This window comes from Nitrosospira briensis C-128, from assembly GCF_000619905.2.
Classification (GTDB): Bacteria; Pseudomonadota; Gammaproteobacteria; order Burkholderiales; family Nitrosomonadaceae; genus Nitrosospira; species Nitrosospira briensis.
Window position 1 is genome coordinate 1,706,930 of sequence record NZ_CP012371.1, and the last position, 20,528, is coordinate 1,727,457.

Consider the following 20,528-nt stretch of genomic DNA (forward strand, 5'->3'; position numbering starts at 1 on the left):
GCGGACAAGAATACCGCACGCTTACGAAGTGGGCTTTTTCCTGATGAAAAAAACGGATCGAACTGGAGGCGACATTGAATAATCGTAAATTCATGGTGCGCAAAGCAGCCGTCCTCGGCGCCGGCGTAATGGGAGCGCAGATCGCAGCGCATCTGGTCAATGCCAACATCGAGACGCTGTTATTCGAGTTGCCCGCCGAGCAGGGGGGCCCCAATGCCAACGTGATCAAGGCGGTGGAGAATTTAAAAAAACAGGACCCCGCGCCACTGTCGATTGTGGCCAAGGCCGCTTCCATTCAACCGGCCAACTACGACCAGAACCTTGAGTTACTCCGGGATTGCGACATCGTGATCGAAGCCATCGCCGAGCGCATGGACTGGAAAAGCGAGCTGTATAAAAAGGTCGCGCCACACCTCGGTGAGAACGCCATTTTTGCCAGCAATACATCGGGCCTCTCCATCAATGAGCTGGCAAAGTCGTTCCCCGAGAACTTGCGTCACCGGTTTTGCGGCATCCATTTTTTTAACCCGCCCCGCTACATGCACCTCGCAGAGTTGATCCCCTGCAAGGAGAGCGATGCCGCGATGCTCGATGATCTGGAAGCATTCCTGGTCACGTGCCTGGGTAAAGGCGTAATTCGTGCAAAGGACACGCCGAATTTTATCGCCAACCGGATAGGCGTGTTTTCGATGCTCGCCACCATGCATCATGCACATGAATTCGGTCTCGGATTCGACGTTGTGGATGCCTTGACCGGCACGCTCATCGGTCGTCCCAAGAGCGCGACTTTCCGCACCGTGGATGTGGTGGGGCTCGATGTCCTTGCACACGTGATCGCTACCATGCGCGATACGCTGCCGGAAGATCCATGGCACAGATACTATGCCGTGCCCGATTGGCTGCAAGCCCTGGTAGATAAAGGGGCGCTCGGGCAGAAAGCCAGGCGCGGCATATATCGGAAGATGGGCAAGGAAATCCATGTCCTGGACCTTGCGAAGGGCGAATATATTCTCTCGGCGGGTACGGCCGAGGACGACATAAAGGAACTGCTCAAACGTAAAAATCTCGCGGGCCAGCTTGGCGCGTTGCGCGCGAATCCACATCCGCAAGCACAATTCCTGTGGTCCATATTCCGCGATCTGTTTCATTATTGCGCTATTCATCTCGGCGCTATCGCCGACAATGCACGCGACCTTGATTTATCGATGCGCTGGGGTTTCGGCTGGAATCAGGGGCCGCTCGAGATCTGGCAGGCGGCGGGATGGAGCGAAATTGCCGGGTGGATAAACGAGGATATCGCGGCTGGCAAAAGCATGAGCGCAGTATCGCTGCCGGAATGGGTGCAGGAACTGGGGCAAAGCGCCAGCCAAGCCGTCGATATCAGCATACAGGGCGTGCATAGAAAACAGGGATCCTATGCGCCGTCCAGCAATACCTTCCGGCCACGTCCGGCATTGCCCGTGTATCGGCGACAGTTGTTTCCAGATAGGCTACTGAGCGAGCGGGCGCAATATGGCACAACAATATTCGAGACCGATGCGGTACGGATGTGGCATACGGGCGAGCCCGGCGGCAATGGCTCGGCGGATGACCACATAGCCATTCTCAGCTTCAAGAGCAAAATGCACACCATCGGGAGCGATGTGCTGGATGGGGTGCAACAGGCCATTGATGAAGCCGAACGGAACTGGCGTGCCTTGGTAATCTGGCAGACCGAACCGCCATTTTCTGCCGGCGCCAATCTTCAAAAAGCCACTGAGCGCCTGAAAAGTGACGAGCCGCCTTCCGCCTTCAGCGTCCTGGCAAAAAAAATCAGGAAAACGGCGCAGTCTGCAGTGCTCAAGGCGGCGCGCGGCCTTAATCTCGCCGATGCACTGATGGCAGGTAAGTTGGCCGAAATCGAAGCGATGGTTGCACAATTCCAGCAGACCTCGCAGGACCTCCGATACTCGATGATTCCCACTGTCGCGGCCGTGGATGGCCTCGCACTGGGGGGCGGCTGCGAATTCGTGATGCATTGCGATCGTGCGGTAGCGACAATGGAAAGTTACATCGGCCTGGTAGAGGCTGGCGTGGGATTATTGCCCGCGGGTGGCGGATGCAAGGAGCTTGCTTTGAGAGCATCGCGGGATGCGAAAGACGGCGATCCTTTCCCTTTGCTGAAAAATTATTTTCAGAGCGTCGCAACCGCACAACTATCAAAAAGTGCCGAGCAGGCAAAAGAACTGGGCTATCTGCGCACTGCCGACCCGGTAGTGATGAACCGGTATGAATTACTTTACGTTGCCAAGGCGCAAGCGGTCGCCCTGGCTGAAGCAGGGTATCGCCCGCCGCTGAAAGCCCGTAATATTTCGGTGGCCGGTTCTACCGGCATTGCCAATATCAAAGGTATGCTCGTAAACATGCGCGAAGGCAATTTCATCTCGGACCATGATTACCTGATCGGCACCAAGATCGCCCACGTCATGTGTGGAGGTGAACTGACTCCCGGCAGCGTGGTCGATGAAGACTGGTTCCTGGAGCTTGAGCGTGCCGCATTCATAGAGCTGCTGGCAACCGAGAAGACGCAGGCGCGCGTGGAGCATACGCTGAAGACCGGGAAGCCTCTCAGGAATTAAGCGAAGGAGAACTGTCATGACCAAACAGATACAAGACGCTTACATCGTTGCTGCCGTCCGTACGCCGGTCGGCAAGGCACCGCGCGGAATGTTCAAAACCGTTCGCCCTGATGACATGTTGGCCCACGTGTTGAAAGCTGCCCTGGCACAGTGCGAGGGACTCGATCCGGCAGCCATCGACGACGTAATCGCTGGTTGCGCCATGCCTGAGGCGGAGCAGGGAATGAATGTCGCGCGTATTGCGCTCTTGCTGGCAGGGCTGCCTGATAGCGTGCCGGGAATGACGGTCAATCGTTTTTGCGCCTCCGGGTTGCAAGCGGTAGCGCTCGCTGCCGACCGCATTCGCCTGGGCAATGCGGACGTAATCGTCGCGGCGGGTACGGAGAGCATGAGCATGGTCCCGATGACGGGCAACAAGATGTCGCTGGATCCGGCTATATTCCTGCGCGACGAGAATGTCGCCATCGCCTACGGCATGGGCATAACGGGAGAAAAAGTCGCACAGCGATGGCAAGTCAGCCGTGAGGCCCAGGATGAATTTGCGGTAACAAGCCACGCAAGGGCACTCAAGGCCATCGAGACAGGGGAATTCGAACAGGAAATCGCGCCCTATACTGTGGTCGAAAAACGCCCCGATCTCGTCTCTCACGAGGTCCGGGACGTTTCCAGCACAAGGAATACCGATGAAGGGCCGCGGCCCGGCACCAACGCGGCGACGCTTGCCACATTGAAACCGGTATTCGCGGCAAATGGCTCCGTAACGGCGGGCAACAGTTCGCAGATGTCCGACGGTGCGGGCGCCGTGATCGTAGCAAGCGAGGCTGCGTTGAAACGCTTCGATCTTACCCCTATTGGCCGCTTTCTCGGCTATTCTGTCGCGGGTGTGCCACCGGAAATCATGGGCATAGGCCCGATCAAGGCGATACCGAAGGTGCTGAAGCAGGTTGGCTTGAAACTGGATGATCTCGACTGGATCGAATTGAACGAAGCTTTCGCAGCCCAGAGCCTCGCGGTCATCCATGACCTGGGGCTGGACCGCGCCAAAGTCAATCCACTGGGCGGCGCGATCGCGCTAGGTCATCCGTTGGGCGCGACCGGTGCCATCCGTGTCGCCACGTTGCTGCACGGCTTGCGCCGGCATCATCGAAAATACGGTATGGTAACCATGTGCGTGGGGACAGGCATGGGCGCGGCGGGGGTGTTTGAAGCGCTATGACGAGAACCGGCGAATAAGTTTTCATGAAAATCTGGAGATCAACAGGATTACTATCCTGTTGATCATGTGGCACGGCAAACTCGCAGACCTACTCGGATACCCGCTCTATTTTCCGAAATAGACGTAGGCCTTTTGCGGTACGCTTGACTCCTTGAAGCGCTTGCGCTCTTCCAGGTCCAGCTTTTTATCCCACCAGATGGCGCGCGCCTCTTTCTGATCCTCCGCCAGTTTCGGATTTTTTTCGAACAGCTCGCGCATGAATTTGGTGTGGTCGGATTCGTACAGTTTCATGGTCTGGTTTCTCCTCTCTTCACTTTTCTGTGGCAACCTGAAACTTTACCATAACCGGAAGGTGCTCGCATCGACTGAGCTTGGGTCTGTGACCTGGATCGTAGCGTAATCTATAATCCGGTCGTGTTTTGATGGGTTATCGCTGAATATCTTCACCGCTCCAATGCCAATGTAGGTCGGGCTCCGCCCGACGATCAAAAACGATGTCGGGCGAAGCCCGACCTACAATTTATCAATGTATGTCTGGAGCGTAGCGCAACCATCAAGCCTCAGCAGCATGAGTGTGACTCAGAAAGGCTTGCGCTGCTGTAATTTATTGACGAACTTGGTGAAAGGCAAGGCAAGTTCCTCTTCGCGTTGCTTTGCACACTCCCGCAAATTTTCCCACGCGGATCTGTCGGGGCTGTGCTTGAAAGCGAAGACGATCAGATTACCGAACGGCTCAGCCAGTAGCGTAGCCACTCGACCAGCGAAACTATCCTCGATGCGATGGATGTAGTCATGGACTGCCCTGTCTCTGCTGAGCAAATTGACCACCAGCACGCCGTTTTTTTTCAATGCTTCACGGGCGCGATCATAAAAATCCTGGCTGCAAAGCGAGGGTACCTGGCGCCCATCGTCAAAACCGTCAACCATCAGTATGTCGGCACTGCGAGGGTGGCTGGCAACAAATTCGCCGCCTTCCGCAATCACGACTTGCAGGCGATCATCATCCGCCGGTACAAAAAAATGATCTCGCGCTATCGCAACGATTTGCGGATTGATTTCAATCACGGTCGTTTGAACCTGCGGCAAACGGTGGTATACGAATTTCGCCAGCGAACCCCCTCCCAGACCGATCATCAGCATATTTTCCGGCCGTGGATGAAACAGGGTAAAACCCATCATGCATTGGGTATAGATCAGCTCCAGATGGTTGGGTGTTGCCAATCTCATCGCGCTTTGCACCATGCTGCTGCCAATATGGAGTGAACGCACGCCATACTCTTCGCTCATATGAACGCCGGAGTCGGCGTCGGTATTGTCGCCCGCACCGCGGCCTATGCCGTGAAAGCGGCGCCTGGAAAATGCACGCATTGGTTTCCTGGGTTGATCCGAAAATAAGCGATGCTTTACAAATGAATACTTTTGGCCTACGTTTACATTGCATGATAGCTCGGGCTGGGGTAAAGCGCCGCCGAACATGTCCTGCTACCATGAAAACAAATTCGCGAAGTGCGCTTGATCTCATTAAAACGCGGAGGCTATACCCGAACGTTATCATGAAAAAACGCATTACAATTTTAGCTCCACTTTTGTCAGCATGCCTGTTATCGGCATGCTCGGGCATTGGCCTCAAGGAAAAATCGCAGACTTACGCCGCCAAATTTACGGGAGATCGCGTTTCGCTCGCACGCTGTGTCATCAATGAACTGCAAACCGATAGCCGATGGCTGATCCGCGGTCTGCAATATGAAGTGCGAAGCTATCAGGATATCGAAGCGACAGAAATTTATGCCTATCCGTCCGGCGCGCTACCGGGAACCTACGCGCGCAATGCAACCAACAACCCCGATGCGGTGATCCAGCCGCTGATTCCCAAGATCTATGCGCATAAATCAAATGCCGATATGAGCGGCGAAGCCAGCCCCGGCTATTCGTTCGTCATGATGATACAAAGGACCGATAACGAAACGGTAGTCGCCAGGCTGAACGGGAAGAAATACGAGAGCGATATAGCATGGGACAAGCTGAAAGCGTGTTCACCCCGCTAAGTTGAGCAGGACTTCTTTCGTTTCACCTCGTCGGCCGGCTACGTTACTTCGGCTAAAAAACCCCGGATTTCCTTTTATCAAACCCCGCAAACGAAAAAATCCCGAACATGATCGCGCATGGGCCATTTTTAAATGCCCGCCGCGATAGAATAGCGCTCTTGATATTCCTGGTATAGCTATCGTATTTCTCGGGTTATTTTCAAGCTTCAGGAAACAGCACAAAAAATATCGATGGGTAAAAAACCGGCAACGAGCTCGGAATTTTTAGTTCTAACACAGGAATCGGTGGAATTACGGTGAATAAATGATGCGTTTATCGATAACAATGGCGGTGGCGGGTTCGGCGATAGCCGGACTGGTACTGATGTTGCTGACTCTTCCGGCATTCGCCGGAGACTTTGAGGATGGAATGCGGTTCGCCCTCAGCAAGGACTATGTTAAAGCGGTAGCTTCTTTCAGGCGGGCAGCGGAAAAAGGAAACGCGGATGCACAGTTCAATCTGGGCGTCATGTATTCGAAAGGCCGAGGTGTGCCTCAGAATGACGCACAGGCCGCGAACTGGTATCGCAAAGCGGCGGAGCAGGGCGACGCGCCGGCGCAATCCATGTTGGGTTTCATGTACCTTAAAGGCCAGGGGGTCGAGCAGGACTATCAGCAGGCCATGCTCTGGTATTTCAGGGCGGCGGATAAAGGATATGCCGTGGCCCAGTACAATCTTGGCGTGATGTACGCAAAAGGCCAGGGAGTTACGCAGGACTATCAGCAGGCCTTGTCCTGGTATCTCAAAGCCGCCGAGCAAGGGCATGCTCCCGCGCAGGGCATTCTGGGTTTCATGTACCTCAAAGGCCAAGGCGTGGAGCAAAATGATCAGCAAGCGGCATCCTGGTATCTTAGAGCTGCGGAACTTGGATATGCGGATGCGCAATATGCAATAGGCGTGCTGTATGCCAAGGGCCGAGGCGTGGAGCAGAGCGATCAGAAAGCGGTGTCCTGGTTTCGTAAAGCGGCTGAACAGGGGAATCCGGATGCTGAATTCAATCTCGGCGTCATGTACGCGGCGGGTGAGGGCATTATCAAGGACGATCAACAAGCTGCCTCCTGGTACCGCAAAGCCGCCGAACTGGGATATGCAAGGGCGCAATTCAAGCTTGGCGTCGTTTATGCCAAGGGCCGGGGGATTACGCACGACGATTATGAGGCGGCTGCCTGGTATCGCAAGGCGGCGGAGCAAGGTTACGTCCCCGCCCAATTCAATCTCGGCGTAATGTACGCCACGGGGAAAGGGGTCTTGCGGGATGATCGGCAGGCCGTGGCCTGGTATCGCAAAGCCGCGGAGCAGGGGGATGAGGATGCCCAATACAACCTGGGCGTGCGATACGACAGTGGCCGGGGCGTTGCAAGGGATGCGCTGGAGGCTTTATCCTGGTATCGCAAGTCGGCGGAACAGGGTTATGCAAGGGCGCAATACAGCCTGGGTGTCAAGTATAACAACGGCCAGGGCGTACCGCAGGATTATGCGCAAGCCTTGTCCTGGTATCAAAAAGCGGCGGAGCAGGGTCATCACGGGGCGCAAACAAATCTGGGCGTGCTTTACTACAACGGCACCGGCGTCAAGCAGGATTATGTTGAGGCTGATAAGTGGTTCAGCATCGCCAGCGCGGGAGATTATGAGGATGCGAAAGAAAACCAGGAGCTTATGGAGAAACTCATGACGCCGGTACAAGTTGCCGAAGCGCAACGGCTAGCGGAAGAGTGGATAAAAACACGCAGGGAGTAAGCGTCTATATCCGGATTCACGGGCATCCTCCAGCGCACCTGCTTGTCCCCTCCCTGTTGTGACTGCCCGATGGGCGCGCTGAACCTGGTAATGGCAAAACGGTCCGGCAACGATAAGGGCGTCGAAAGGTGACAGGGCGCATCCACGGGGCAGCTGAGCTATTTGGAGGGCTGGCTGCTCTTTTCCTTGGTGATGGGGTTCTGTAGCGTATAACCTTTCTGTTTCATTTTGTATCCGCCATAGGCGCCTGCGCCGCCGGCGACAACATACCAGCAACCTGAGAGCGCTGGAATGACAGCCAGGAGCGCGACTATTAGAATTGTTCTCTTCATTTTCATCAAATTCTTCTAATATAAAAGCAAAATGGAAAATAACGGTCGCGGGAACTTACCTCAGGGAATGCTATGCTGTCAATCAGGTTGTATCCATTTTCTTTTGATGATATCCCGGTACAGAAGCACATGAACCTGGACTGGATCAAGCCGGCTTCGATTCCGGGTATTTCGCGGGACTAACCCATTAGTAGATCAGGAATTTTTTGAAAGGGGAATATCATGGGCAACATTTCACTCTCCAGTAGGCGGGCCAAATGGCTCATCGCGATAGCGCTGATCGTGCTCCTGCCGGGATGTCAAACAGCAGACACGCGGCGGACTGGCGGGTTGATCGGTAGCATTGCCGGCTCTATCGGAGCGAGCTATCTGGGCAGCTATCTCGGCGGTGGTACTGCGGGCCGCATTGTGGCGGCCATTGCCGGCGGCGTCGCAGGCTATTATGTCGGTGCGGAAATTGGAGGCGTCCTCGGCAAGGACGATAGGAAAAAAATGGCCGATGCGTCGCAGAAAGCGTTCGAGACAAACCAGACTCAGACCTTCAGCAACCCCGATACCGGCCTGGTGGGTAAAGCCGAGGTCGTTCAATCCGGACCGGTCACGGCACAGAAAAACAAGGAATGCAAGACAATCAGGCAAACTGTCGTGCTAAAAGATGGGAAAACGGTTACTGAGGATGTGAATAGCTGCAAGGATTGAGGACGGTATTTGAACGGGAATGAGAATCTGTGAGGCCAGACCGAGCTGGTAAGAATCGTTCCGGCCGACCGGACTATCCGTACTCAGCCCCCGAAGATAATCAGTATATTGCCTTTTATGATGATTCGATGGAGTCTGACTTAGTCTGACTCCATCGAACTCGTGCGAGACGTGCCGATAGATTAAGCGTTGATCTTGCGGCATCTGGCCGCGACTCCCACTAGACCGAGACCGGCCAGCATCAGTACATAGGTTTCCGGCTCGGGAATAGAAGCCGCGAATAAAGGCGTCATGGCATTCGCATGCGCAGCATTGTTGAGGTAGGAGAGAGATGAGGTTCCGCCGAGCAAACCATCCTCAAGGGTGCGCAGCATCGAATCATGAGTGTAAGCGGTACCATCCACGATGCTATGGGTATTATAGTTCGTCTTGACAATCGCGGGAATGGTGCCTACTCCCGGTCTGAAATCGTTGTTCTCGTCCCAAAGCACGATGATTGCGTTCTTGCCCGTATGCCAAGCTGACGAGCCGGTAATCTCGTTCACAAGCGAATGAACCGCCTTATCACCGTTGGCAGTCAACTGAGCATCGGTAAATCCGGCGCAGGAACCGCCCTGCCCGTGCATATCGTTACAGAGATTGGGAACGATAAACGCCAGATTTGGAACGGCGTTATTGTTCAGGTCGGCTTGCAACTGCGCACCGGGCACGATCAGACTGTTTCTATGGGCGCTATTTTGGACGTTAGCGAAGTATACGAAGGGGTTGTGCATAACTTCATAGAGCGGGGGGCTGCCCGCTTTGTAGGGGCTAATATTTACTCTCCACGCGCCAGTTGCTGGCAGGCTTTCTTGATAGGATTTCCATGTCTTGCCAGCAGCATCGAGCTGATCGGCAATGGAAAGGGAAGTAAGCGGAGCAACTCGAGAGTTAGCGATTCCGTTGCCCCGGGCGACGGGATCGGCGCCCCACTTTGGTACTGAATCAGCCGCGATGTTATATGTCGAACCCGCGATGATTTCCAAGTAGTTTGGCAAGCTCGGATGCATGGTGATTTGATAGTTGGTTGCGGTACCTGCGGAATTCGCCAGACTGTTGAGGTAAGGTGCTGCCGGATTATTGTCCAGCACTTCTTTGTAGTTGCGGTTCTCCATCATGATGAGAAATACGTGATTCAGGCTGGGGATGCCTTCAGTATCCGCAGAAACCGGGCCGGGAAGAAATGCTGCGGTAAAGCTTAAGGCTATAGCGGTTTTTTTCACCTCGTTCTCCTACATTTTCGATATATACAAAGACTTCGGCCACAAGAGTAAGAGAGAATAAATTCGCGGGTCGAAGTCGCGGTTTTCACAATATGAATAGTACTCGACGCATGTTATAAGTAAACTTATGTGAGGTCGTTGAGCGGTAACGTAAAAACTTTTACTCGAACTTGAAGTACGCATACTTATAGATCTAGCACATAATTTCCACCTTGCAAATTGCTTCAAAAAAACTAATCGGAGAGGAGCGCACCTGGAGGACACCTTCCTCAAAATGTCGAGAACCGACGAATGGAGGTTATCGGTGCGAAAACACGCCAGAAGATCTATCCTGAGTAGCGTGCAGGGCGCAGGGAGGCCCGTTGATATTTTTCATCCCTTCCGAGGCGATAGAAAAGGGAAAATTTTGGCAGCGGCAGGACGCGTTGTTTATCTCAAGCTGTTTGACCTTTCATAACACGCTCCGTTCTTATCGAACTTTTAGTTCTACGCTTAACTGCGTCGACCCAATTGCCCCGGATTTCATCGAGGCTGCTTGGGCTCGAGTAACCGGAAGGTTGTCTCATCGAAAACTCATGACTTCTTCTTCCATTCATCACCTTTTTTCTCATATTCCTTTTTTACCGCCGACCACGCGACTTTATGCGCGGTTTCTTCACGTGAAGCATCGCCTCTGCGGTCATCCGGGTCCTTATATTCATCCCAGGCATTATTGAAAGCCGCCTGATATATTTCCTGCGCGTGCTTCGGCAATACGTTTGTGACGTTGTTTGGGAGATCTTTTATGGTGGCGTATGGCATGACGTCTCTCCTATCGATAGTTGGGCGAAGCGGTAGGTTTTTAGATGCTGCAAGCTTAAAAGTAATATCTCAATGGTTTCGATTCAAATGCCAAGTGGTGTCTGGTAGCGCTCAAACACCTGCTTTCCTGCCAAGCTGACGTATAAAGAAACGATAGGCGATAGATCTGGCTAGCGCAAGAAAAGCGGTTATCTGTTTCCAGTCCTCGTAAACATCTTGGGCATGAATCGTCGCAATCTCTGACAGAAACGATGATTTTTGAAATAGATGAATATCGGATCTATCGGCGCCCCGAACATCAATCCCACGGGCGGTAATCCAACATTCGGCTCTATCTGGCACAATCGACCCGGCTCTATTCAGTATTCGGTGCGATCACCTTTCCATCAATTTCGGCTCCTGTTGATTCTTTATGCTCTGCTGCAGAGTGGATAAGAAGGACCCCGTTTCAGTTGGGTCACGAATGAAATAGTACTGGGGCCGTATCAATTTTTTTCTAAAACAAAATCTGGCAGACAAATGAAAAGTGAACTAGCCTGAGATAAGAGCTTTTACCGGATCGGCCCGAACTGACAATAGCTAAAAGAGGGGTGATACCTTCGTTGACATACGATCAGTCGGATGTTGAAAACGTTTTGCTTGGGTGTCGGCCTTGCGCGCGGTGTGGAACTGGATCGTGTCTGTGTCGACTTAACGAACTGTGACCGAGACGGGAGTATTTGCCATGAGCTGGAGCCTGAACACGGGTGATCGATATCACACCCAGGATACGTCGTACTATTGCGGTGCGGCATGCGCGATGATGATTCTCAATGAGATCGGTGTTTCCTATGCGGATCTCGACCAGGACGACCTTTATACGTCGAACAATAGTCACAACGCCAACCCGGCGTGGTATACGGATCCTTACGGGCTTTGCTACACGCTCAACGACCGCCGACCCGCCTCGTTCTTGCCGAATTACTTCGTGGTCCACAAGCGGTTGACGGAAGCGGAAGGAACGAGGGACGTAGCCTTCACTCTGTATCATTACAAAGTGTCGCCGGCAGTGCTGGTGTATCACTGCGCACACTGGAATGTTGTATGCGGCGTGCAAACCGATGTCGACCCGACGACTGGGCCATATGTCATCGAAGGTTTCTGGTTGAATAACCCGGTATGGGATTCGTCAATTTCGTCGCACGACGGATCGGATACGTGCGGATCGGGCGGGACCCATGGCGTGGCAAACGAATTCGTTACCTATGCCGAATGGCAGACTAACCGCTTTAACGGTTGCGCATATGACGATCCAGGCGCTGCTACACAATGGATCAGCGTGTGCGATCCTGAACCGCCGACAATCGATCTGCCGCGTCGACGCGAGGTAAAACGCCATGGTAATGGAAAGCGACTGATCCAGCCTCAACAGGTCGCGGAACTGGCATCGAGCGGCTTGAAAGAATATAAACTTGCCGAAAATAAACAGTTCGAGGCAGCGTTCAGCAGTGGCGGTTTTGGCATGCCGCAGCTTGTCCAGCGGCTCGACCGGCCCAACGACTTCTACTACTTGACGCCTTGGGAAGGAGAACGTGGTATTTCAGCTCTGGTGGATATCGATGCGCGATTCGGATTCTTCAAGAGCGCACGGGTATTTTCCGAGCCGGCAAAAGAATGGCTGATCGGTGGGGAACACGGCGCAAAGTCAGCAGAATTGATTGCGCGACGCGTCAACGACAAAATCTTTGAATTACCCGGCGAGAAAGGGCGATTCAAGGTCTACCCCGGCACTTATTGCATCACTCCGATATTGGTGTGGAAGCCGTGCCGGCAATCCTGGTCGCCTCACCTTCCGTTCTACCAGTTGGCGATTGGCGGAACCTTGTTGTATGTGCGGGTAGATGGCGAAGTCTTCACCCAGCTTACCAGCGGACTCGGCGTATGAATAAAGATACATCGTGGTCGGGCCTGAGTTTGCCATAAAGGGAGCGCAACGCGGGCTTGATCGTCTCAAGATCGAGGATAATCCCGGCGTCGCCGCCGCACGCGTGGGTGGACATGCCGGAGCGCCTATACTTGTCCTGCGGCTCGACGCGCCGGGGCAAGGATATTACCTCGTACCCTGGCAAGACCAACGGGGAATCGTACTCATCGTTCAAGTTGATGCTGAAAGCGGCCTGATGGCTTCGGTGGCTGCACCGTCGGTGCCCTTACCTCGTTTGGCGATGTCTCCCGAGGAGGCTCGGCTCGCTTCGTTTGACCGCTTGGGCGTGCGCGTGACAGGCGAGCCCAGGCTGGTGTGGCAGGCCTGTCGCGAAACTGCAAGTCCATTTCAGCCGCTTTATGAAGTTCCTACTGAAACCGGCAATGTCTTCATCGGTATGGATGGCTCTGTTCATGGCAGCCTCACGCCCTTCATGAAAGGAGGGTGAGGAGCCTGGCAAAACGACAGGCTGATAGGGCACAGGCAGGTTTACTCCTGTGCCCCAGGCAAGAACGGTATTGAGCGAACTCTAGCGCGCGTTTCGCGGTAGTCCAACTTGTCGATTGAACAGCCCACTCTACGAGCAGATCAGCCAGTCAGGATAAGTTCGTACTTTTTTGAAGGCGGATGACGATATCCTTTTTAATGTCAGGCCCCGGCTTGTCAAGCCGCGAAAACCGATATCCCAATGTGATGGCGTCGAGTTTGGCAAACGCTTTCTCGCTATACCCCTCTCGTGTAAAGTCGGGAATGCGTAGCAGGAGTTGCTTTGCCACGTCGGCTTCGGCAGGCAGTAGCTGAGGGAGCAACTCGCTTGGGGTAACCCAGATTACATGATTCTCGGCACCGAAATCCATGGTGTTTTTCCCGCTCTTAAGAAGAGCTAGCGGAGCGTCATTGGGTACCAATACATAGATGTCTTCGAGATAAACACCATGCTCGATCAAGTTTCTAAACTTTAGCGCAATGTAATAGTAAGCTGCCTCCTTCCAGCTTTTTTCAATCTGCACAAAGAGAACATCGTCGCCCTTCAGCGCCTTATACATGGCTCCGCCAACGGCTGGACCATGCTTCGCTATAAACGACGAAATTACGGTTGTCGCAAGCTGCTCAATGCCGGGAAAGAATGCCTCAGGTACGTTATCGGCTCGTCCTTGCGGTGAAGAGGAGATGTCTTTTGGCGTTTCACTCATTACAGTACACCTCGATTAAGCAATGGATCGGCAATCATATGTGTCTATTGTTTTATGTTGTATCTGATCCCTGCTCCTCACGGTGATCAAATTAACCGAAGCAAAGTTTATGCTAACTTCAAGAAAGTTTTTTTACTCAGGCACTTATATATTTCTTTCGAATGCCTGGGATCGTAAGTGTAAAGTGGACCGACACATCGGTAGACGCCTGGCAGCATGGGGGCTCCTGATACCCACGGATCAATCGAGCTGATCTCTTGGATTCTATAGATAGGGATGAGGGAACGTAGTTTGTTCGGCCAGGACCCCATTCGGGTGTTTGAAAGAATTTGCCAATTTTCTTTCAACTCCTATAATTATTTGAAGGTTTTCTTTTTTACTAATGCGCAATTATATGGATCTAATGGATTTTACCGAGAAAAATGGCAGGATTTTCATTTCCCCAGGATTTCCAGCCTCAGGCCCAAACCCTTTCCCTTCAGAAATCTTCCTTCACAGGGAGCAATTTCAAATCGTTCAGGTCTGATTCCATAGGTTTCACAATCAGGAAATGAAGAATGCCTGAATCAAAGCCTCGACACGACGATTAGAGCGCAAAAATACGCTATGCTGAAAAATATATGAATTCCCTCACGTCAAAGGAGCAACGCCATGAAACCCAATCCAGTTGGCTGGTTTGAAATCTATGTGCAGGACATGAAGCGCGCCAAGGCTTTCTACGAAGCGGTATTGCAAGGAAAACTCGAGCAGATTCCCAACCCCACCGCTGGTACAGAGCTGGAAATGTGGAGCTTTCCCATGTCGCAGGAAGGCTATGGAGCGGCGGGCGCGCTCGCTAAAATGGAAGGCTGCGCCTCGGGTGGCGGCGGCACGCTGGTTTACTTCATGTGCGAAGACTGCGCGGTGGAGGCTGCGCGGGCCGCCGAGCATGGCGGGCGTATTTTCAAGGAAAAAATGTCGATCGGCAAATATGGCTTCATCGCGCTGGTTTTCGACACCGAAGGCAACATGATCGGGCTGCATTCCATGCATTAGCAGCCTATCGAAAATGCCTGACGTATTATGCTTGCGGCTCCCTTCCAACAGCATAGCGCGCTGTGGTTGGTTCGATTGAGCCCGACAAAACATGAATGCGACAGAGGGTGTTTTTCACAATTGCAAGAAGGGAAAACCATGAAAAATCTGTATACGATTATGGGATTAATAATTCTTGTCGCGTTATCCGGGTGCGTATCGGTTCGATCGGGAGGTTCACCCGACCGGCAAGGTCCTCAAGACACGTCCGGCGCCACGAATAGCGTTATCATTGTTTCAGCAGCGTCCTCTGCTTCCGCCTCTAGCGCGCGGCAATGACGACGAATAGCAGGGCAGCAGCCAACGGAACGCAAGAACAGAAAAACATGGGAGTTCAATAATCTGGAGCTTCGAAGTCCAGGCGGGATAGCCTATATCGACAATCTTATGCTGAGTGTTTCAGAGCACGATGACACCCTGATCTGGCACGGGTCTTTGATGTGCCGAGGAATATATAGGGTCCGGCTCAATGGATAAGGATCGTTCTGACGGCCTAGACCATTCGCAGTCAAACTCTTGGAAAGCAATCAATATACTGCCTTTTATGTTGACTCAATCCAGCCCGACACCATCGAAACATGAACGCGACATATGGTATTTTTCACAATCGCAGGAGAGAAAAACCATGAAAAATCTGTATACGATTACGGTATTGATAATTCTTGTCGCGTTATCCGGATGCATATCGGTTCGATCGGGAGGCTCACCCAGCCGGCAAGCTCCTCAAGGCACATCCGGCGCCACGGATAAGGTTATTATTGTTTCAGCGGCGTCCTCTGCTTCCAGCTCTACCGCGGCAATGACGACAGACGGCAGAGCGATAGCCGACGAACGCAAGAACAGCAAAGCATGGGAGTTCAATAACCTGGCGCTGCAAAGTCCAGCCGGGATAACCTATATCGACAATCTTACGCTGAGTGTTTCAGAGCGCGGTGACACCCTGATCTGGCACACGTCTTTCGATGTGCGGTCCCGCGTCCGCAAGGTGGTTTCACCAGACGTGGTATTCAACCTGATTCTTCTCGACAGGAACGGTCAGGAATTGACGCCAAATGGTCAAATCAGCTTCAGTCGCCTATGTGGAAATAGCTATTATGAAAAAAGCGACAGCGTTATTGCCCCCGATCTTTTCAAGCAAGTAGCTGGAGCCAGAATTAAATACATCTTCAAAACTCGTGTAACGGCATGTGATTGATAACTGCCGCAACTCGATTTTTTTTCAATTGGGTTTCTATTTATAGAGATATTTCACATACGGCTGGAAAGAGGAATCTATGAGGTCAGACTCAATGCGGCGGCCCGCTCGTTTGTCAGTCAAGCGTTACAACCGAAAAAGCGGCGGTCTGACTGCTTAGATCCCTTAGATCCACGCAGGTCTTTTGATTTGCGGTTGGATTGCCAGCGGCGGCGGTGGAGCGGGTTGTCGTACCCGCTCGATGCTTTTCTCATAACTCTGTATTTGGTACACCTGCACCCGCGACCGTCCCCCCAAGCGCATTAGAAGTGGTGATTGAGCTGGACAGAGATAATGTGTACGTCCGTGTTGAATGAGCCGCGGACAACCTGGAGCGCGGGGTTGGGGAAGCTCGGACGATTGATGTCAGCACCTGTGAAGAATATATGCGCGTATCCGACATCGATTGATGTTCGCTGGCCAAGCTTCTGATTGAGGCCAACAGCGAGCCAGAAACGATCGGAGTCCGGCAGACGCACAGTCCGGTCGGTGGAGTTGGGGACGGGTGTCTGGTCCCAGGCGAACCCGGCGTGAAGCCGCAGCCGTTCGGTATATTGATATTGCGTCCCGAGACCAACCCGAAAGGTGTTATCGAACCCCAGCCGTTCGTTCGCCAGAGTAGCCCCGGAAACCCGGTTTTTGGCTACGATTGCCTGCAGCCCGCTCCAGCCCGTCCATGTCAAATCCGCAAGCAACCGCCAACGGTCATTCATCATGTGCGAGATTGCCAGGGAAGCAGTGTCCGGCAGCTCGACGGAGACTGAGGCGGGAATGACAGTGTTTGGCGCGCTCAGGGGGCCGCCGACTTTCAAATTTACCGCTGATCTATACGTCAGCCCAACACGCGTGGATGGGGATAACCGGAACATCAATCCCACGTTATAGCCGAATCCGACATCATCCCCCTTCAATTTGGTTTCGACCTCCACGGGCACAGGCAACAGTGCTGTCACCGGCACGATGTTGCGCAGGTCGGCATCAAATTTTACAACGTTCAAACCGACCCCGAGCGAGACGTCCTCGTGCAGCTTCCACGCGATGCTTGGATTGAAGTTGATGGCCGTTATCGTTGAATCTACCCCCTGGAAGCGGCCGATGAAGGTCTTGCTCCAATCCGTGGCGTTGCCGAAGGTCGGCGATACCCCCAGTCCTATGCGGAAGGCGGAACCCAGCGACATACTCCAATAGACCGCGGGAACGACCGCTAGACCCCCAGCCTGACCTCCGTTATCACCGAGAGGATAATTGAGGAAGCGTCCGCTACCCGTATCCTGGAATCTTAATGACCGGATAAGCAGGCTCCCCGCGCCTGAAACATGGTGACCGGGGGCGAGGTAGGTCATGCCAGCGGGGTTGAAATAAATCGTGGAGGCGTCTTGCGCCACTACCCCTGCACCCGCATAAGCATAGCCATTTCCAGCTCCGTTCTGGTTTTGCAGCGCAAAGCCTGCCGCTGCAGCAGTGCCGTCAATGGACAGGCTCCCTGTCAGCAAGAGAGCCATTAATAATCTGGATGGTTTCATAGTGATTTTACGTGCGCGCCGAAAGAGGAAATGAAAGGCAGAATTTTTTGCAATTGTCTATTGCTACTGTTCAATGACGGTTCCGGTGAGCCATGCAGTAAGAGTAGAAACGCGAAAATGGACTCTTCAAAATACCCCTATGGGCAACGACCAATCAAATTTAATATCCCGATCCAGTCAAGAAATCCCTGACCAGCTTGAGCACGGAGAAAGCAGCATCTATCCATCGGATAGATGCAACACCTCAACATTCCCCTCCTATCCCGGAGAGATAGCGACGGATGTCAGCTAAAACTTCTTTTTGTGCTTCCCTGACTGCAAAAATTCAGCATCCTATGAGGAAACGTTTCATAAGGGATGCCATCTATTTGTAGTTCAAAAATGTGATCCTGCAATAAAGAAACTGACCCTACCCCAATAAACCGTACCATTTAAAAGTAGAATTTCCGGCATGATTTTGACCTTAAATGGAAAGGAGCATGACGCGAAGAAGAGCAAGTATACGGAGCAGCAGATTGCGTTTGCGCTAAAGCAGGCGGAGCTTGGTACGCCGGTTGAAGAGGTCTGCAGGAAGATGGGCATCAGTGATGCCACGTTTTATAACTGGAAGAAGAAATAACTGGAAGAAGTACGGTGGGTTGGGGCCGTCCGAGCTGAGACGGCTGAAGCAACTGGAAGAGGAGAATACCAAGCTCAAGCGGCTGGTCGCGGACTTGAGCCTGGACAAGACCATGCTGCAGGATGTGTTGTCAAAAAAGCTCTGAAGCCTTCCTGCAAGCGCATCCTGATTGATGAATTGCGCAACTGTTACCGCGCCAGCTTGAGGCAGACCTGCGCATTGCTCAAGCTGGCGCGCACGGTGTACGTCTACAAGTCTCGCACCCGTGATTCATCATTGCTGCTCATGCGCATCAAGGAAATTGCCGCCGCCCGCGTGCACTACGGTTACCGGCGCGTACATGTCCTGTTACAGCGGGAAGGCTTAAGGATAATCACAAGCGTGTTTACCGACTCTATCGGGAGGAGGGACTATCGTTAGGGCTCAAGCGTCCCAAGCGCAACAAGTCGGCGCGGCTGCGCCAGCCCAAGCACCACGTTACTGCCATTAATCAGATCTGGAGCATGGATTTCGTCGCAGATGCGTTGTTCGATAGCAGGCTGCTGCGAGCACTAACTGTAGTGGATAACTATACGAGAGAGAGTCTGACCATCGAGGTAGGCCAGAGCCTGAAAGGAGAAGATGTCGTGAACACGCTACTTTAGCCCGGTACTAATTCTGGGGTAGGGTCAGAGCATGAAAACCGCTTAAACGTTGTAAGTCTTATGGTATTGGCGCCCTGAACACGAATCGAACGTGTGACCTACCCCTTAGGAGGGGGTTGCTCTATCCACTGAGCTACCAGGGCGTGACTGCATTTTACGCTAAAATTGCGGTATGAATAAAACTGACCAAACCGCTAGCCCAACTCAAGCCAATTCCCGAAAACTGCCACGTACCGTAATCGTTCTCGGGCTGGTCAGTTTCTTCAATGATTTCGCTTCCGATATCGTTATTCCGCTCATTCCCATATTGCTGGCGACGGTGCTGGCCGCCGGACCGGTAGCGCTCGGGCTTATCGAAGGTGTTGCCGATGCGGTGGCCAGCCTGCTCAAGCTATGGTCGGGACGGCATTCTGATGTCATGAGCGGCCGGCGCAAGAATCTTGCCGTGGCGGGCTATACGCTATCGAACATAGCGCGTCCACTGCTGGGATTGGCGGGTTCCTGGCCGATGATACTGGTGCTGCGCAGCATCGACCGGGTGGGCAAGGGCGTGCGTAGCGCTCCCCGCGATGCGCTTGTGGCGGATGCGACGCCGCCCGGCATGCACGGCTATGCTTTTGGCTACCATCGGGCAATGGACAACGGCGGAGCGGTGGCGGGCAGCTTCGTGGCAGCGGCGGCGCTTGCCTGGTCCGACTTGAGCTTGACCGAGGTGATTCTCTGGTCGGCGGTACCCGGCTTTGTAGCGGTGCTGTTGCTCGGTACCGGGGTAAAGGAAGAAAAGAAAAAACATACCGAGGCTCAAGTTCCCGTTGTGCTGCCGCCTCTGCGCTGGTCGGTATTATCCCTGCCCATGCGGCGTTATCTGCTGGTACTGATGCTGTTCACATTCGCCCGCGCCTCGGAAACCTTTATCCTGCTGCTGGGGCACCAATTGGGCGTGGGCGTAGTCGAATTATTGCTGTTGTGGTCGACGCTGTATCTTTGCAAAGCCGCCACCTCCACCTGGGGTGGGAAACTGGCCGACAAGCTGGGGCACGGCACGTTGATGCTGATCGGCTGGACCACTTTTTCAATTTCGTTTTTGCTGCTTGGGTTAGTGGAGCAGAGCGCCGGACTATGGGCGGTAAGCATTTTTTACGGTTTATGTACGGGCATGAGCGAAGGTGCTGAGCGAGCTATCATCAGCGATTATGCCGCGCCCCGCGAGCGCGGGACGGCTTTCGGCTGGTATCACTTGATGGTGGGCATTGCGGCGATTCCAGCAGGATTGCTGTTTGGTTCTATCTGGCAATTTCAAAGTGCGACGATGGCTTTTTTCTTTGCGGGTGTATTGGCAGCTTTTGCGGCGCTGCTGTTGCGAGTCTGGGCTTGGCCGGTCAGGAAATTGAGGAAAAGTGAGGGGTAAAAAGGAGGGAATAACGTTTGATTTTGGGATGGGTATTGTTGAATTGGATGGACTAATGATGGGTTACGCTACGCTCCACCCATCCTACCAAGGTAACCGAGCGCTCGTAATATCTGCCGC

At 53.2% G+C, this 20,528-nt stretch carries 17 protein-coding genes, 1 tRNA gene and 1 pseudogene; 11 read left to right on the forward strand and 8 right to left on the reverse strand.

Annotated elements, in window-relative coordinates:
• The first annotated feature begins 74 nt into the window (after positions 1 to 74).
• Both F822_RS07705 and F822_RS07710 read left to right on the forward strand, forming a co-directional pair.
• The gene (locus F822_RS07705; protein WP_025041462.1) at positions 75 to 2,618 is read left to right on the forward strand and encodes a 3-hydroxyacyl-CoA dehydrogenase/enoyl-CoA hydratase family protein; all 2,544 of its coding nucleotides are present in this window, start codon (positions 75 to 77) and stop codon (positions 2,616 to 2,618) included.
• Positions 2,619 to 2,634: 16 nt separating this feature from the next.
• Positions 2,635 to 3,834, forward strand: a complete 1,200-nt coding sequence (locus F822_RS07710; RefSeq protein ID WP_025041463.1) for an acetyl-CoA C-acyltransferase — start codon at positions 2,635 to 2,637, stop codon at positions 3,832 to 3,834.
• 105 nt (positions 3,835 to 3,939) lie between these two features.
• Here F822_RS07710 and F822_RS07715 read toward each other — a convergent pair whose 3' ends face one another.
• A complete protein-coding gene (locus tag F822_RS07715) occupies positions 3,940 to 4,125 on the reverse strand; it encodes a DUF3460 family protein (RefSeq protein ID WP_025041464.1) in 186 nt (61 codons plus the stop codon).
• Between the two features lie 288 nt (positions 4,126 to 4,413).
• Positions 4,414 to 5,202: a polyamine aminopropyltransferase gene (locus F822_RS07720; protein ID WP_082204616.1), complete on the reverse strand. Its 789-nt coding sequence runs from the start codon at positions 5,200 to 5,202 to the stop codon at positions 4,414 to 4,416.
• Between the two features lie 185 nt (positions 5,203 to 5,387).
• On the opposite strand from F822_RS07720, the gene F822_RS07725 reads away from it, so the two are divergent.
• A complete protein-coding gene (locus tag F822_RS07725; RefSeq protein ID WP_025041466.1) occupies positions 5,388 to 5,879 on the forward strand; it encodes a hypothetical protein in 492 nt (163 codons plus the stop codon).
• A gap of 304 nt (positions 5,880 to 6,183) precedes the next feature.
• Positions 6,184 to 7,656 carry an SEL1-like repeat protein gene (locus tag F822_RS07730; protein ID WP_231623400.1) on the forward strand — a complete coding sequence of 491 codons (1,473 nt, stop codon included), beginning with the start codon at positions 6,184 to 6,186 and terminating at the stop codon, positions 7,654 to 7,656.
• A 158-nt stretch (positions 7,657 to 7,814) separates the two neighbouring features.
• Here F822_RS07730 and F822_RS07735 read toward each other — a convergent pair whose 3' ends face one another.
• Positions 7,815 to 7,988, reverse strand: coding sequence for a hypothetical protein (locus tag F822_RS07735; RefSeq protein WP_231623402.1), 174 nt, complete (start codon positions 7,986 to 7,988; stop codon positions 7,815 to 7,817).
• Between the two features lie 222 nt (positions 7,989 to 8,210).
• On the opposite strand from F822_RS07735, the gene F822_RS07740 reads away from it, so the two are divergent.
• Entirely contained in the window at positions 8,211 to 8,687 is a 477-nt protein-coding gene (locus F822_RS07740; protein ID WP_025041469.1) for a surface antigen protein, read from the forward strand.
• 182 nt (positions 8,688 to 8,869) lie between these two features.
• Here F822_RS07740 and F822_RS07745 read toward each other — a convergent pair whose 3' ends face one another.
• Together F822_RS07745 and chaB are read right to left on the reverse strand one after the other, a co-directional pair.
• Positions 8,870 to 9,949, reverse strand: a complete 1,080-nt coding sequence (locus F822_RS07745) for an alkaline phosphatase family protein (protein ID WP_025041470.1) — start codon at positions 9,947 to 9,949, stop codon at positions 8,870 to 8,872.
• A 573-nt stretch (positions 9,950 to 10,522) separates the two neighbouring features.
• Positions 10,523 to 10,750 (reverse strand): putative cation transport regulator ChaB, encoded by a 228-nt coding sequence (chaB, locus tag F822_RS07750; RefSeq protein WP_025041471.1) that lies wholly within the window; start codon positions 10,748 to 10,750, stop codon positions 10,523 to 10,525.
• 724 nt (positions 10,751 to 11,474) lie between these two features.
• Between chaB and F822_RS07755 the strand changes: the two genes are divergently transcribed.
• Positions 11,475 to 12,674 (forward strand): hypothetical protein, encoded by a 1,200-nt coding sequence (locus tag F822_RS07755; RefSeq protein ID WP_156304373.1) that lies wholly within the window; start codon positions 11,475 to 11,477, stop codon positions 12,672 to 12,674.
• 13 nt (positions 12,675 to 12,687) lie between these two features.
• Entirely contained in the window at positions 12,688 to 13,161 is a 474-nt protein-coding gene (locus F822_RS07760; RefSeq protein ID WP_025041473.1) for a hypothetical protein, read from the forward strand.
• A 148-nt stretch (positions 13,162 to 13,309) separates the two neighbouring features.
• On the opposite strand, the gene F822_RS07765 is transcribed toward F822_RS07760, so the two are convergent.
• The gene (locus tag F822_RS07765; protein WP_025041474.1) at positions 13,310 to 13,906 is read right to left on the reverse strand and encodes a hypothetical protein; all 597 of its coding nucleotides are present in this window, start codon (positions 13,904 to 13,906) and stop codon (positions 13,310 to 13,312) included.
• Between the two features lie 651 nt (positions 13,907 to 14,557).
• On the opposite strand from F822_RS07765, the gene F822_RS07770 reads away from it, so the two are divergent.
• Both F822_RS07770 and F822_RS07775 read left to right on the forward strand, forming a co-directional pair.
• Positions 14,558 to 14,941 (forward strand): VOC family protein, encoded by a 384-nt coding sequence (locus F822_RS07770; protein WP_025041475.1) that lies wholly within the window; start codon positions 14,558 to 14,560, stop codon positions 14,939 to 14,941.
• Positions 14,942 to 15,605: 664 nt separating this feature from the next.
• Positions 15,606 to 16,175 (forward strand): hypothetical protein, encoded by a 570-nt coding sequence (locus F822_RS07775; RefSeq protein ID WP_025041476.1) that lies wholly within the window; start codon positions 15,606 to 15,608, stop codon positions 16,173 to 16,175.
• 302 nt (positions 16,176 to 16,477) lie between these two features.
• On the opposite strand, the gene F822_RS07780 is transcribed toward F822_RS07775, so the two are convergent.
• Entirely contained in the window at positions 16,478 to 17,716 is a 1,239-nt protein-coding gene (locus F822_RS07780; protein ID WP_231623404.1) for an OmpP1/FadL family transporter, read from the reverse strand.
• Between the two features lie 472 nt (positions 17,717 to 18,188).
• Between F822_RS07780 and F822_RS14850 the strand changes: the two are divergent.
• Positions 18,189 to 18,985, forward strand: a pseudogene (locus F822_RS14850) (IS3 family transposase); the annotation flags it as partial.
• A gap of 82 nt (positions 18,986 to 19,067) precedes the next feature.
• Here F822_RS14850 and F822_RS07795 read toward each other — a convergent pair.
• Positions 19,068 to 19,143, reverse strand: a tRNA-Arg gene (locus tag F822_RS07795).
• A 29-nt stretch (positions 19,144 to 19,172) separates the two neighbouring features.
• On the opposite strand from F822_RS07795, the gene F822_RS07800 reads away from it, so the two are divergent.
• A complete protein-coding gene (locus F822_RS07800; RefSeq protein ID WP_025041478.1) occupies positions 19,173 to 20,408 on the forward strand; it encodes an MFS transporter in 1,236 nt (411 codons plus the stop codon).
• Positions 20,409 to 20,528: the final 120 nt, after the last annotated feature.

Bases quoted from the DNA above. Each gene is read 5' to 3' on its own strand.
- F822_RS07755 (WP_156304373.1), top strand. From the start codon at position 11,475: ATGAGCTGGAGCCTGAACACGGGTGATCGATATCACACCCAGGATACG.
- F822_RS07800 (WP_025041478.1), top strand. From the start codon at position 19,173: ATGAATAAAACTGACCAAACCGCTAGCCCAACTCAAGCCAATTCCCGA.
- F822_RS07735 (WP_231623402.1), bottom strand. From the start codon at position 7,988: ATGAAGAGAACAATTCTAATAGTCGCGCTCCTGGCTGTCATTCCAGCG.
- F822_RS07720 (WP_082204616.1), bottom strand. From the start codon at position 5,202: ATGCGTGCATTTTCCAGGCGCCGCTTTCACGGCATAGGCCGCGGTGCG.
- chaB (WP_025041471.1), bottom strand. From the start codon at position 10,750: ATGCCATACGCCACCATAAAAGATCTCCCAAACAACGTCACAAACGTA.
- F822_RS07710 (WP_025041463.1), top strand. From the start codon at position 2,635: ATGACCAAACAGATACAAGACGCTTACATCGTTGCTGCCGTCCGTACG.
- F822_RS07715 (WP_025041464.1), bottom strand. From the start codon at position 4,125: ATGAAACTGTACGAATCCGACCACACCAAATTCATGCGCGAGCTGTTC.
- F822_RS07775 (WP_025041476.1), top strand. From the start codon at position 15,606: ATGAAAAATCTGTATACGATTACGGTATTGATAATTCTTGTCGCGTTA.
- F822_RS07770 (WP_025041475.1), top strand. From the start codon at position 14,558: ATGAAACCCAATCCAGTTGGCTGGTTTGAAATCTATGTGCAGGACATG.
- F822_RS07780 (WP_231623404.1), bottom strand. From the start codon at position 17,716: ATGGCTCTCTTGCTGACAGGGAGCCTGTCCATTGACGGCACTGCTGCA.
- F822_RS07725 (WP_025041466.1), top strand. From the start codon at position 5,388: ATGAAAAAACGCATTACAATTTTAGCTCCACTTTTGTCAGCATGCCTG.
- F822_RS07730 (WP_231623400.1), top strand. From the start codon at position 6,184: ATGATGCGTTTATCGATAACAATGGCGGTGGCGGGTTCGGCGATAGCC.
- F822_RS07740 (WP_025041469.1), top strand. From the start codon at position 8,211: ATGGGCAACATTTCACTCTCCAGTAGGCGGGCCAAATGGCTCATCGCG.
- F822_RS07765 (WP_025041474.1), bottom strand. From the start codon at position 13,906: ATGAGTGAAACGCCAAAAGACATCTCCTCTTCACCGCAAGGACGAGCC.